The organism is Pseudomonas sp. GM21, from assembly GCF_000282215.1.
Lineage (GTDB): Bacteria > Pseudomonadota > Gammaproteobacteria > Pseudomonadales > Pseudomonadaceae > Aquipseudomonas.
On sequence record NZ_AKJS01000038.1, the window covers coordinates 23,186 to 36,106 of the forward strand.

Below are 12,921 nucleotides of genomic sequence, written 5' to 3' on the forward strand. Positions count from 1 at the left end.
ATTCCTCATTCGTGGCCGAGGCGAATCAACGCATCGACCGCAGTCGTGCCGGCGGCACCGACCAACAATGGGTTCACATCGAGTTCCAGCAACTGCCCGGCGTTTTCGCAGGCGTAATCGGCCACTGCGCGGATCGCCGCGACCAGCGAATCCAGGTCCGCCGCTTCGCGCCCGCGAAACCCTTGCAGCAGCGCGGCACTGCGCAGGCTCAACAAGGCCTTGCGAATGGCGCCATCGGTGGTTGGCAGCAGCAGGCTGCGACTGTCCTTGAGCAACTCCACCAGAATTCCGCCAGCACCGATGACCAGGGCCAGGCCGAAGTCATTTTCGCGCTTGATGCCGACGATCAGTTCCGCCAGCGGTGGTTTAGCCATGGGCTCCAACAGGACTTGATCAAACGGCACCTGCGGCGCGTAGTCGGCAATACTTGCGCGCATTTTTTCCAAAGCTGCGCTCAGGGCGGTGGCGTCCTTGAGATTCAGCGCCACGGCACCGGCTTCGGTTTTGTGCGGCAGTTGCGCGTCGACCGCTTTGAGCACCAGTGGATAACCCAAAGTATTGGCGTCACTCAGTGCTTTGTCCGGCGTACTCAAAACGCCGTTGGGCGTCGGCAGTCCGAAGGCACTCAATGCAGTTTTGGAATCCCACTCGTTGAGCAAGTGACCCTCACCGTCCAGCGCTTGCGGACACAGCGGCACCAGCGCCGATTCACCCAGCGCCAGCAGCGCCTGACGATTGCGCTGATAACCGGCAATGCGGCCCCACGCCGCCAAGCCATCTTCCACGCCTTGCAATGCCGCCACGCCTTGCGCATGCAGACGTTCACGAGCATGGGCTGGCAGTAGTTCCGGAAACGCCGAGGTGACGAAACCAGTCTTGCCGTGACGCACCAGCGCGGCGCAAAACAGTTCCAGCAGCAGGTCGCATTCCTTGCGTTCGCCGGTGGATTCCGACGGGTAGTCGAGCACCAGCATCGCGGCGTCGGCTTCCGTGCGCAGGGCGCTGTCGAGCATGCGGTTCAAGGCTTCGCCGTCGCCCCAGATCGCCGTGGTGAAATCCAGTGGATTGACCAGGTTGGCGTAGGTGGGCAGCACCTGCGCCAGTTCTTCGACTTGGTCTTCATCGAGCTTGGGCAGGCTCAAGTCATTGCGTTCGGCGTAGTCGGCTATCAACCCGGCGTCACCACCGGAACAGGCCAGCGCGATCAGGCTGTTGCCCGTCGGCAACTGGCCGCACGCTGCCGCTTTCAGGGTTTCGACAAAACTCACCGGGCCACTGACGCGGATCACGCCGAGGCGTGCAAACAGGCTGTCGTAGAGCGCATCGGAGCCGGACAGCGAACTGGTGTGACTGAGCGCCAGTTCGGCACCGATCTGCGACACGCCGGTTTTCAGGGCGATGATCGGGATGCCCTTCTCCAGCGCCTTGTGCGCGGCGCGGGCGAAACCCGGCACATTTTTCAGGCCTTCGAGGTGCAAGCCGATAGCGGTGACGCGCGGTTCATCGAGCAATACGTCCATCAATTCGGCGATGCCCAGTTGCGCTTGATTGCCCACCGATGCCATGTAGGCCACCGGCAGCGAGCGGTCGCTCATCGACAGGTTGTAGGCGAAGTTACCGCTCTGGGTCAGCACGGCAACGCCCTTCTCCACCGGTTTGCCGCCGTGGGCGACCGGCCACAGCGCGGAGCTGTGCAGGTAGTCGAGCAAGCCGTAGCAGTTGGGGCCGAGCAAGGCCATGCTGCCGGCCGCATTGAGTAACTGTTGCTGCAAGGCCTGGCCTTCGGCGCCTATTTCAGCAAACCCGGAGGCGTAGCAAATCGCCCCACCGGCGCCCTTGGCCGCGAGCTCGGCGACGCAGGTCAGGGTCAGCTCGCGGTTGGTCGCGATGAACACTGCGTCCGGGCCGCACGGTAGCTCGGCGATGCTGCGCACACACGGCACACCTTCAAGCGTGTCGTGCTGCGGGTTGACCAGCCACATCTCGCCCAGGTAGCCACCTTCGGCGCAGCGCTTGAGGGCGCGAGCCATGCTGCGGCCTCCGACAAACGCCAGATGGCGCGGCGCGAGCAGGCGTTTGAGGTTGTCACGAATCGTCTGCGACATAGCAATTCTCCGAGCCGATCAGCGCAACAGTGGCCGCAGCAATTCGCGGGAAATGATGTGACGCTGGATCTCCGAGGTGCCTTCCCAGACGCGCTCGATCCGCGCGTTACGCCAGATGCGCTCCACCGGGCATTCATCCATCAGGCCCATGCCACCAAAAATCTGCACCGCTTCATCGGCGACCTTACCGAGCACTTCACTGGCGAACAGTTTGGCCATGCCGGCCTCGCCATCGGTCATGGTGCCCTGATCCATTTTCCAGGCGGTGTGCAGGGTCAGCAGTTCAGCGGCGCGGATCTGCGTGACCATGTCGGCGAGCTTGAACGAGATGCCTTGATAGGTGCCGATTGGTTGACCGAACTGCTTGCGATCCGCCGCCCATTGCAGCGACACATCCAGCGCACGTTGGGCCTGACCGACGCAGTTGGCGGCGACCATGACGCGCCCGGCGGTGAGCCAGGCGTTGGCCACGTCCCAGCCCTTGCCGACTTCACCCAGCACTTTGGCGGCGGGTACGCGGCAATCGTCGAAGAACATTTCGTAGGTGTGATATCCACGGTTGCTCACGCACTTCGGACCACGGCGGATAGTCATGCCCGGTGTGTTGCGGTCGACCAGGAACGAGGTCACGGCGTTGCGCTTGCGGCCGTTGTGTTCGTAGGTATCGGTGACCGCGAAAACGATGGCGAAATCGGCGTGGCCGGCGTGGCTGATGAAGTGTTTGCTGCCATTCAGAATGAAGTTATCACCCTCACGTACGGCGCGGGTCTTGATCGCGTTGGCGTCGGACCCGGCACCCGGCTCGGTCAGCGCGAAGCAGTCGATTTTCTCGCCCTGAATGCACGGCAACAGGTAGTCATTGATCTGATCACCGGTGCAGGCCATGAGGATTTTCGACGGCCGTGCGACGAACACATGCAGCGCCCATGAGACCTTCGACAGCTCACGCTCGATCAGCGCCTGGGACAGGTAGTCGAGACCGCCGCCACCGACTTCTTCCGGCATGTTGAAGGCATAGAACCCGGCGGCGATGGCCTTGCCGCGAATCTGCGCCGCCAGCTCCGGGGAGACTTCGTCGGCACGGTCGACCGCTTCCTCATGGGGCAGCAGTTCCTTGGCGACAAAACTGCGTACCGCGTCCACCAACATTTCTTGTTCTTGGGTCAGTTGGAAATTCATGGGGCTACCTGTTGTTCGTGTGCTGAATGTGGTGTCGGGGCTTATCGACCGAGAAAACTGGCCGGGCGTTTTTCGATGGAGGCGCGCAGGGCTTCGTTGCCGTCTTCGCTGCGACCGCACAACAGACCGGCGGCGAGCTCGGCTTGCAGTTGCTCCGGCAGGCTGCGCTGGGCGCCTTCGCGCATGAGTTTTTTGGTCTGGGTAAACGCGAAAGTCGGGCCGTTAGCCAGACGGGTAGCCAATTCAGCGGTGACGTCGAGCAGTTGCTCATCGGCGCAGACTTCGCCGACCAGGCCGGCGGCCAAGGCACGATCGGCGCCCCACAATTCGTCGAGGAATAGCAGGCGCTTGGCTTGCTCGGTGCCGATCAGCCGTGGCAGATGCCAACTGGCACCGGCGTCCGGCGAGTAGGCCATGCTGGTGTAACCGGCCTTGAAGCGCGCCGATTGCCCGGCGATACGCAGGTCGCAGCACAGCGTCAGGTCCATTCCGGCGCCGACGGCGGTACCGTTGATGGCGGCGATGGTGGGTTTGTCCAGGCTGTACAAACGGCACATCAGGGCGTGAGCGGTTTCAGTCCAGCCGTAGGTTTCGAGAGCCCCGCGGGCTTCGGCTTCGGCCCATTCTGCAAGGTCGGCACCGGCGCAGAAGCTGCGGCCGCTGCCGGTCAGCACAACGACTCGAACGGCAGGGTCGGCGTTGAAATTGTCCAGCAAGGCGTGGAGGTTTTTCAGGGTCGGAATGTCCAGCGCATTGCGCTGGGCGGTGCGATTGAGGGTGATCCTGGCAACGCCGGCTTCGACCTGACTGAGCAGAGAAGATTGAGTAGTCATGCGAATCCTCGAATTATTTTGATTGGTCTGAGGTGATGCGACTTGAGGCCATACTAAACGAGTGTTCAGCAAGGCGGCAATTGGTGATGGATTGAGCTGTAACAGTTTTATAAATAATCTATGTATTTGTATTTAAAGGATTTATTAAGAAAGTCAGGGCTAGCAAGGATCGCACTGTTACAACTTCGAACAACTGCCTACAACCAACCCTAAAACAACTGTGGGAGCGAGCCTGCTCGCGATAGCGGTGGATCAGTCAACAGCGATGTTGAATATGATGCCGTCATCGCGAGCAGGCTCGCTCCCACAGGGAATGCGCTTTGAATCAAAGATTTAAACGGTCGGTAGGCTTGGCGCCAGCACCGCCTCGCGCTTGCGATGAATCAGGAAGTACGCGCCATAGCACAGCGCGATAAACCCAAAACCCCAGTACAACGAAGGCCGTTGTGTTTCATCCAGCGCCAGAAACACAAACAGCGAGCAGCACAACGCAATGCATGTCAGCGGCAGCAGCGGGAACCACGGCGCGCGGTATTTCAGGTCGCTGAGTTTTCCGCCATCGCGCAAGTAGGCCCTGCGGAATTTGTACTGCGCCAGCGCGATGACAATCCAGGTCACCGTGCCCGACATGCCACTCACCGCCATCAGCACCATGAACAGCGTGTCTGCCGCGACAAAACTGGTCATCAGTGACACCAGCGCAAAGCACAAGGTGATGCTCAGTGCCCGTAACGGCACGCCGCGCTTGCTCAACGGCGAAAGGCTTTTCGGCGCCATGCCAGTCTTCGACATCGCCCACAGAATGCGAGTCGAGGCGTACAGACCCGAGTTGCCCACCGACAGAATCGCCGTGAGGATCACGAAGTTCATCAAGTCAGCGGCATAGGGAATGCCGACCATATCGAAGACTTGCACGAACGGACTTTCCATCAACCCCGCTTGCTGCCACGGCACGATTGCCGACAACACCACAATCGCCAGCACATAGAAAATCAACACGCGAAACACCACATTGCGTACCGCGCGCGGGATGCTTTTTTCCGGCTGATCGGTTTCGCCGGCGGCCACGCCCATGATCTCGCAGCCCTGGAAGGCGTAGACCACGGTCATCATTACCGCGAACACCGCCGACAAGCCGTTAGGAAACAGTGATTCGCCGATCAGGTTGCTCATCATCGGTGCCGGTGCACCGCTAGTCAGCGGGATGGCGCCGAAGATCACCAGCACGCCAACCACGATAAAGCCCAGAATCGCCGCGACCTTGATCCCGGAGAACCAGTATTCCGCTTCACCGAAGGCGCGAGTCGCCAATGCATTCAGGCCGAACAGCACCACCACGAACAACGCCGACCAATACCAGATCGGCACCGCCGGGAACCAGCGCGTCATCAACATGCCCGCCGCCGTGAACTCCAGGCCCACGGTGGTCGCCCAACTCATCCAGTACACCCAGCCGATCATGAAACCGGTGGCCGGCCCGATGAATTTGGTCGCGTGGGTTTGAAACGAGCCGGACACCGGCATTTGCACGGACAGTTCACCCAGGCACACCATCACCAGATACATCAGAAAACCGGCGACCAGGTACGCCAGAATCGCGCCCACCGGCCCGCCCTGATTGATGGTCACGCCAGAGCCCATGAACAGCCCCGTGCCGATCACGCCGCCCAGGGACAACATGAAAATGTGCCGGCTTTTCAGGGCTCGAGTGAGTTGGATGCCTTTGGTTTCGGTAGATTGGCTCATGTCCACACCTCAATAATCAGCAAGGTGCGCGGCATGGCGCGGGGAAAGATCAGCTTTACGGCAGTTCATTATTATTATCTCCAATAAGCTTCGAAGACCGCACGGTGGCGGTTGCCTCGATTATTGGAAGACCCTGTAAGGTCCCGATGACCGTAAAGATCGAAGTTGTAAAAAGTCGTAACAAACTTGTACGTCAGCGGTGCAGCAACTCGGTCAGCGTCTGTTGCGAATGCAGCAGTTGCGCATGAACCTGCGGTGCCAAGGTCCGCAACGCCTGCTCATCACTGGCCATCGCAGCCTCTTCCAAGGCCCGCAGCACATTGGCCAACGCGCGAAAGCCCAATGAGTCGCTGCTGCCGGCCAGCCGATGCGCCAGGTGGGCGACTTCAGTGCAGTCATCGGCCTCGATGGCTTCGGTGAGTGCGTCGCGATGCTGACTGATCGAGTCGCGCAACACCACCAACAAGCCCTGAAGCTTCTGTTCACCCAGCAGGCTGCGATGGGTGTCCAGCAGCGGCCAGTCCATCGCCTCGTCAACAGGCTGCGGCGCAGATACCGGCACTTGCCCGGCCAACGCTTGTCGCAGGTTTTCGAGCTTCAAAGGCTTGGCGAGAATGCCGTCCATCCCGGCCTCCAGATAACGACGCATCAAGGCCGGCTGCACGCTGGCGGTCAGGGCGAAGATCCGGGTGTTGCGGTTCGGGCCTGGGTTATTGCGGATCAGTTTGCACAACTCGACGCCACTGATGCCCGGCAGGTGCACATCGAGCAGGATCAAATCAAAGGTCTGCCCGGCACATTGCACCAGCGCCTGCTCGCCTTCTTCGGCGAGCCAGACCTGATGCCCGTCGCGCTGCAACAAGCCGCTGACCACTTCCCGATTCAGCGCCACATCCTCGACCACCAGCACCTTCAACGCCTGCACGGACTCGCTGCTCAGCACCTCGGCGGTGATACCGGTAGACGCCTGCAACGTCAGTTCGAACCAGAAACAACTGCCGTGCCCGACTTCACTTTCCACACCCATCCGCCCGCCCAATTGCTCGACCAGATGTTTGCTGATCGCCAGCCCGAGCCCGGTCCCGCCAAAGCGCTGCGCCACCTCTTCACTGGCCTGGGTAAAGCGCTCGAAAATCTTGCCCTGCATGGCCGGGGCAATGCCGATACCGTTGTCCGTCACGCTCACGCGCAATCGTTGCCTGGTGTGTTCCGGGACTGGAGCCAGCAGCGTCACCTCGACCTCAACCTTGCCGCCTTCGGTGAACTTGATCGCGTTGGCCAGCAAGTTGCTCAGAACCTGACGCAAGAATTGCTCGGCGCCGTGGTGTTGCTCGTCGACCATCGGATCGATTCGGCAGTGCAGCGTCGTATCGTTACTGAGCGCCCGCGGTTCCAGCAGGGTCAGCACCTCATCGAGCAGGTGCCTGATCGAAAAATCGACCGGTTCCGGATGGCTGACGCCCTCCTCCAATCGGGCGAAATACAGCACCTCGTTGAGAATCGAGAGCAGCCCTTCGCCCGCCTTGTACAACGCATCCAGACGCTTGCCGTCGAGCTCATCCAGACGTGCTCCGCGCAGCAACTCAGCCATGCCGAGAATACCGTTGAGCGGGGTACGCAACTCGTGGCTCATGGTCGCCAGAAAACGTGACTTGGCGAGGTTGGCAGCCTCGGCCTCGTCCTTGGCGCGCATCAGGCTGGCGGTGCGTCGTTCGACCAGCCGGAGCAGTTCATCGCGCTTGTCTTGCAGGGCCAGCCGATCGGTTTCGCGGCGCTCAATGTCACTGAGAGTCGCCCGACGCATATCGTCCAGCGCATGGGCCACGGTGTCGATTTCGTCTTGGTGATCGTGGCGGCGCTTGTCCAGGTGCAAAGGCTCGTGCCAGTCACCGGCGGCGATGCGCCGGGCAAACTCGGCCATCACTTGCAGATGGCGGGTAACCAAACGGTAGAACAAACCCGACAACGCCACCGCCAGACCGCACAGAAAGACGCTCATCCACAGCAGACTGGTCAACCCGGTGGCATACAGGCGCTGATGCACCGCGCCCAGATCGGTGCTGACTTCTAACTGGCCCAAGTGCCGCAAAGGCCCGGTCGGCGGTTGATAATCCAGTTCAAAACGCTCGATGCGCAATGGCCCGACCGGTTCGGGATTGCCTTGCAGCAGATCGAAATCAGGGCTGATCAGGTGCACCCGCGCCACATCGGAAAAGTCCACCAGACCACGCAGCTGCACATTCAATTGTTCCTGGTTCAAGTCCCAGAGGCTGCGCTCCAGACTGGCCAGGTAACCGGCGCGAATCAGCTCCATGCGCGAGTCGATGTCGCGCATTTCGCGGCGGTATTCGAAGTACAGCTGCACGCTACTCGCCAGCACGGTGAAACACAGGCTGAACAACAGAATGAACAGCAGCAGACGCCGCAACAGTCCACCGGGCCGGGCGCGAATCATTTGGCGTTCGCCGGCAGGTTGATCATGTCGCGGTAGGTGACTTCGCTTTCATTCAGCAAACGCTCGACCTCCCCGCTATCGACCATGCGTTTGAGTTGCGCATCAATCTCCGGCATGCGCTTGGCCAGCGGCGACTTGCGCGATACGGCCACCCGCAAGTAGTCCACGCTCAAGGCCTTGGGCAACGCGATGATGTGTTGCGCGCCCGACAGGTTTTCGACGTATAGCTGTCCGGTACGCCGTTCCGAAGTGATGAAATCGATGCGCCCGCGCATCAGTTTGCCGAAGTTCTGGCGACTGTCCGAGACCCATTCGATGTTCTGGTGTTGGGCAACCAATCGGTCAAAATCCACGCCGTAACTTTCACCGAACAACAACCCGCCACGGTAATTGGCCAGGTCCTCCAGACGCTCGAATTTCACCGGGTGCTGACGATTGATGAACAATGCGACTTCCTCACGCAACACCGGCACTGTTGAAAACACCATGCTCTGCTCACGTTGCGCGGTGCTATAGGCCAACACCACATCGACCCGGCCTTCGGCAGCGTCGAGCAGGCAGCGTTTCCAGTTGCCCAGCACGACCACTTCAACCTCGTAGCCCAATTGCCCAAAGAGGTTTTTCACCACACTCGGGGCCAGGCCGCGCACGTGATTGCCGTCGCTCCAGGAGATTGGCGGGTACACCGGGTAGTCGCAGTAACGAACGGTTTGCGCCGCCATCGCGCTGTTCGCGGCCAGCGCCCACAGCAGGCCAAGCACCCGCAACATGGGGCTCAGGCCGCCACGCTGGCGGTAAACAGGTAACCGGCACCGTGAATGGTAATGATCAATTGCGGCTCGGCCGGGTCGTCGTGCAACTTGCGGCGCAAGCGCCCGACCAGCACGTCGATGGAGCGGTCGTTGGGCACCCATTCGCGATTGCGGATCTGGTCCATCAGTTGATCGCGGCTCAAGGTGTGACCGCTGTTGCGCAAAAACACACTGAGTAACTGGTATTCGCCGTGGGTCAGCAGGGTTTCGCCGCCGGTCTGGTCGATCAGCCGTCGGCGGTCCGTATCGAGCGCCCAGGTGGCGAATTGTTTGACCGCCTTGGCGATGGCCGGCGTCGGTTGCGGAGCCTGCGCGTGACGAACCCGGCGTATCAGGTTTTTCGCCCGGGACACCAGCTCGCGCGGGTTGAGCGGTTTGATCACATAGTCATCGGCGCCGCATTCAAGGCCGACGATGCGGTCGATTTCGTCATTGCGCCCGGTGATCAGAATGATCCCGACTTCCGAACGCACCCGCAGCTCCCGGGTCAGGGTCAGGCCGTCCTTGCCCGGCAATCGGATATCGAGCATCACCAGATCGACCGTCTGGCTCGCCAGGAAAGTTTCGGCCAGCTCCGCCGTGGCGGCGCAATGCACTTCATAACCGTCCTGGGACAGGTAGGCGTGCAGCAATTCGCGAATCAGCGGATCGTCATCGACGATCAATACCCGAGGAGTCATCGCATGGTGTCCCGCGTGTGCCCGAAGGCGTATTTCTTATTAGAGTGTTTTGTTACTTTGGCGCCAGAGAGTATCGACAGCTGAACGACCGATCAACAACCCGTCGTCAGGACGCAAAACCGTTGGCGGCCGCCCGCCTGCAAACCGTCGACCCAGGCTTCACAAATCTGGATGCCCTGCTCCGGGGTGAAAGTGCCAGGGTTGAGACCCGACTCCAGCCACAAACCGTCGAGCAAGGCGCTGAGGCTGATGGCGGCCAGATCGGCGTCGAAACGTTCCCAGTTTTCTTCCTGCGCAAGTTCAGTCAGCACCTTGCGCAAGATGCCGCGGTACTCGCCATAGGAGTGTTCGTGCGCGAGGTTGATCGACTCCGCCGTGCGCACCGCCCCCCAGAACGCCAGCCAGGCATCGATCAATTGCGGATCGAGCAATTCGGCGGAAAACGAACCCCGAAAGAATGCCGACAAGCGCTCGCGGGCGTTGGGTGCCGCGTGTTCCATGGCGTCGCGCAGCAAGCTCATGACCCGGCCGGTAATGGCTCGATAGGCCTCCGCCACCAGCTCATCCTTACCGGAATAGTGATGACTGATCAGCCCGACCGAAACGCCGGCCTCGGCAGAAATCTTGCGAATCGAGGCGCCCTGGAAACCGTGGCGCTTGAGGCACACCAGCGTTGCCTCGATCAGATTGGCCTTGCGTAACTCCGGCTCCATGCGGGAAAAACGGGCTTCCTGACTCATGCGCGACACTCTCCGTGGATCAATCATTAGGGACGCGGCTGGACAATCCGCGCGCTGAACGACTGTACAGCAAGAGTGTGGCAAGTCTCCAGTCAGATGCATGCCTCAGGAACCGAGTTGCCGCCATCACGGGCAAGCCACACTCTCACACCTGTTTCTCCTGAGGAGAATCTTCTGCAGGCAAGATGAGGGGCTGCTCCGCTGCCAGCCGCGCATCGTTCTGATGCCCCGCTTGAGACTCAGGACTCGCAGTGACAAACGGGGCGATTAACCTCCGTACCCCCCTTTCAAGCAAATAGAGGAGTCCAAAGGTGATGAAGCCGAAGATCAGCCCGACAACCAGAATACTCAACGGGTGTATTCGCTCTGCGTCAGAGCTGTCCATCATGTAGAGGAAGGCCTGAACAGCAACGGTCACACAAGCCGCCACGGCTGCAATAAGCTTCACAGACAACCAAATCTGTTGCCATCTGTTCATGCATCCTCCGTCATCTGATCATTCGCTGTGTATTGCATGATAGCCAATGACGTGGATACACCTTGTTTCTTTGAATCCGGGAGGATGCCTTCGTTTTTTTCTCAGAGGCAGCGACACCGACCGAATGAACGCGTTTTCAATTGGCCTGTTCGAAGCAAACGTTTCCAGAATCATCACTTATGCTACGCAGTAATACCGCGTGCATACTTAACTCCCGACCTATTGCAACTCGTGCCCGCTTCATGACTTCGCCGGCAGACTGTTTGAGTGCAAACAGCTGATCACGCTGAACTTGCGCCTTTAGTTTTTGCAACTCTTCAGTGGAAATCACATTGACCACCTCTTTGTTTTTACAGAAAAAACAATAACCGAGGATATCCAGGCGCCTACGCAGTGCCTGGCACCGCAAGAAACAAGATCCAAGTTTTTCGTCGGGCACAGCGCTCTTTCTTCAAAACCCGATCAATCGACTCGCAATCAATCACATGAATAACTTTGGAGCTTTTAAAGCGTTCTGTCGTATCTTCGAATGTAATTAGAGGCATCATCGTGAGCGAGCCGCTGAAGCACGGAAAAGTATCGCGATGGGTTGACCCGCGATTAACATTTTATTGCATCGTACCACCATCCTGGCTCACCAAACTGGAGCCGTTTCGGCCTACATCTCATCTGCGTAGTGGGTGGCCCGGCTGATTTTTTTGGAAGACCAGCTGCTTCAGGCACCCTATCGAGGTGTAGTTTACAGCCAGCAGCATTTCAAGGCTGTTCCAGGCATTATTTTACAATGGTCATTCAGTCGCGCGTCTCCTCACGCGTGGCGCAGAACTACCCACAAACGCCACCCGATATTGGTGAAACTTGTCCGATTTTGTTACACCCCTATTGCCGGAAAGCGTCTAACTCAACAGTTCGACTGAAACGGTGTTAAAACTGTGAAACATGCCTATGCGCACACTTGGCCTTAACAACGAAAATAACGCCTGGCTTCTACCCCCCCCTTCTAAACCTTCACCAAACACTAAACCATTGAATTAAAATAAAAAACCAGCAATAACAGAGTTCTGCTTTCTGCTTCGAGACACTGACCGGCTCCGGCACCCCGTGAGGACTCCATTGTGGCTATTTTTTACTTGAGACGCTCACTGTGGAAAAATTGTTGAGGTGCAAACAAAAATTATGAGTTATGGTAAAAAAAAGCCTGCGATGGCACTGCTTTTGACCATAATCCAAAAGCGATGCTATCGTGGCTCTCGAGACTGCGGTCATTACAAAGTCCAGTCTTGCAGCAGGCAAAGAGTCTAACTCGGCCGTTTCGGTTCGCACGACAATCACAGGACCTATAGCTGCAATCGCAAGAACGCTTTCCCATACTCCCAAGGCGCCATGTACGAAGCGCCCACGAAACAAACGTCAAAAAAACATCAAGATTTTATTGACGCCCATCTGATGACCTTTTCTACCCTGCCAACAACATCATAAAGCCATCTTTGCGTGGCCAAATTATCGTGACGGACGGCGGGCGACGTTTACATGTGAAACGTGCCACTTAACTTTTGATCTACGATCCGGCCGGTTATCCGGCAGCGAAGGCTTCCATGCTTGAGAAATCGATCGATAGCAAGTTTTTGGCACAGACAGGGGTCACGGGGTGCTTCATTGCTCGAGGCAAGAACGCGCCTGCACTGATCGCCGTCCTCGCGAGCCTGGGCATTGTCCTGCTGTCCCCCATTCTGCTGATCACCTCACTGGCAGTCAGATTTGACTCCAAAGGCCCGGCGCTATTTCGGCAAAAGCGCTACGGCTACAACGGTCGGCTGTTCCGCGTGTTCAAGTTCGATCGAAGTATATCGACCAGACCGCCCTCAATGCCGAGCGCCAGACAACGATCTGGCT

General features: G+C 58.9%; 10 protein-coding genes and 1 pseudogene. 1 reads left to right on the plus strand and 10 read right to left on the minus strand.

Going from position 1 to position 12,921, the window contains the following annotated elements:
- Nucleotides 1-5: 5 nt before the first annotated feature.
- The 10 genes from PMI22_RS22005 to PMI22_RS0129190 form a co-directional block, all read right to left on the minus strand.
- Nucleotides 6-2,105, minus strand: coding sequence for an acetate--CoA ligase family protein (locus PMI22_RS22005; protein WP_007944038.1), 2,100 nt, complete (start codon nucleotides 2,103-2,105; stop codon nucleotides 6-8).
- An 18-nt stretch (nucleotides 2,106-2,123) separates the two neighbouring features.
- Complete coding sequence (locus PMI22_RS22000; RefSeq protein WP_007944039.1) at nucleotides 2,124-3,284, minus strand: acyl-CoA dehydrogenase family protein; 1,161 nt, start codon at nucleotides 3,282-3,284, stop codon at nucleotides 2,124-2,126.
- A gap of 41 nt (nucleotides 3,285-3,325) precedes the next feature.
- A complete protein-coding gene (locus PMI22_RS21995; RefSeq protein WP_007944040.1) occupies nucleotides 3,326-4,117 on the minus strand; it encodes an enoyl-CoA hydratase/isomerase family protein in 792 nt (263 codons plus the stop codon).
- 333 nt (nucleotides 4,118-4,450) lie between these two features.
- Nucleotides 4,451-5,863: an amino acid permease gene (locus PMI22_RS21990; protein WP_007944041.1), complete on the minus strand. Its 1,413-nt coding sequence runs from the start codon at nucleotides 5,861-5,863 to the stop codon at nucleotides 4,451-4,453.
- A 193-nt stretch (nucleotides 5,864-6,056) separates the two neighbouring features.
- Nucleotides 6,057-8,318 (minus strand): hybrid sensor histidine kinase/response regulator, encoded by a 2,262-nt coding sequence (locus PMI22_RS21985; RefSeq protein ID WP_007944042.1) that lies wholly within the window; start codon nucleotides 8,316-8,318, stop codon nucleotides 6,057-6,059.
- Nucleotides 8,315-9,088, minus strand: a complete 774-nt coding sequence (locus PMI22_RS21980; RefSeq protein ID WP_007944044.1) for a substrate-binding periplasmic protein — start codon at nucleotides 9,086-9,088, stop codon at nucleotides 8,315-8,317. The genes PMI22_RS21985 and PMI22_RS21980 overlap by 4 nt, the downstream gene beginning before the upstream one ends.
- 5 nt (nucleotides 9,089-9,093) lie before the next feature.
- Nucleotides 9,094-9,810, minus strand: a complete 717-nt coding sequence (locus tag PMI22_RS21975; RefSeq protein WP_007944045.1) for a response regulator — start codon at nucleotides 9,808-9,810, stop codon at nucleotides 9,094-9,096.
- 92 nt (nucleotides 9,811-9,902) lie between these two features.
- Nucleotides 9,903-10,550, minus strand: a complete 648-nt coding sequence (locus PMI22_RS21970) for a TetR family transcriptional regulator C-terminal domain-containing protein (protein ID WP_007944046.1) — start codon at nucleotides 10,548-10,550, stop codon at nucleotides 9,903-9,905.
- 145 nt (nucleotides 10,551-10,695) lie between these two features.
- Nucleotides 10,696-11,028 carry a hypothetical protein gene (locus tag PMI22_RS21965; RefSeq protein ID WP_007944047.1) on the minus strand — a complete coding sequence of 111 codons (333 nt, stop codon included), beginning with the start codon at nucleotides 11,026-11,028 and terminating at the stop codon, nucleotides 10,696-10,698.
- Between the two features lie 136 nt (nucleotides 11,029-11,164).
- Nucleotides 11,165-11,467, minus strand: a complete 303-nt coding sequence (locus tag PMI22_RS0129190; RefSeq protein ID WP_033048933.1) for a hypothetical protein — start codon at nucleotides 11,465-11,467, stop codon at nucleotides 11,165-11,167.
- Nucleotides 11,468-12,719: 1,252 nt separating this feature from the next.
- Here PMI22_RS0129190 and PMI22_RS21960 point away from each other — a divergent pair.
- Nucleotides 12,720-12,913: pseudogene (locus PMI22_RS21960) on the plus strand (sugar transferase); the annotation flags it as partial.
- Nucleotides 12,914-12,921: the final 8 nt, after the last annotated feature.

Bases quoted from the DNA above. Each gene is read 5' to 3' on its own strand.
- PMI22_RS21970 (WP_007944046.1), bottom strand. From the start codon at position 10,550: ATGAGTCAGGAAGCCCGTTTTTCCCGCATGGAGCCGGAGTTACGCAAG.
- PMI22_RS22000 (WP_007944039.1), bottom strand. From the start codon at position 3,284: ATGAATTTCCAACTGACCCAAGAACAAGAAATGTTGGTGGACGCGGTA.
- PMI22_RS21975 (WP_007944045.1), bottom strand. From the start codon at position 9,810: ATGACTCCTCGGGTATTGATCGTCGATGACGATCCGCTGATTCGCGAA.
- PMI22_RS21985 (WP_007944042.1), bottom strand. From the start codon at position 8,318: ATGATTCGCGCCCGGCCCGGTGGACTGTTGCGGCGTCTGCTGCTGTTC.
- PMI22_RS21980 (WP_007944044.1), bottom strand. From the start codon at position 9,088: ATGTTGCGGGTGCTTGGCCTGCTGTGGGCGCTGGCCGCGAACAGCGCG.
- PMI22_RS21995 (WP_007944040.1), bottom strand. From the start codon at position 4,117: ATGACTACTCAATCTTCTCTGCTCAGTCAGGTCGAAGCCGGCGTTGCC.
- PMI22_RS22005 (WP_007944038.1), bottom strand. From the start codon at position 2,105: ATGTCGCAGACGATTCGTGACAACCTCAAACGCCTGCTCGCGCCGCGC.
- PMI22_RS21990 (WP_007944041.1), bottom strand. From the start codon at position 5,863: ATGAGCCAATCTACCGAAACCAAAGGCATCCAACTCACTCGAGCCCTG.
- PMI22_RS21965 (WP_007944047.1), bottom strand. From the start codon at position 11,028: ATGAACAGATGGCAACAGATTTGGTTGTCTGTGAAGCTTATTGCAGCC.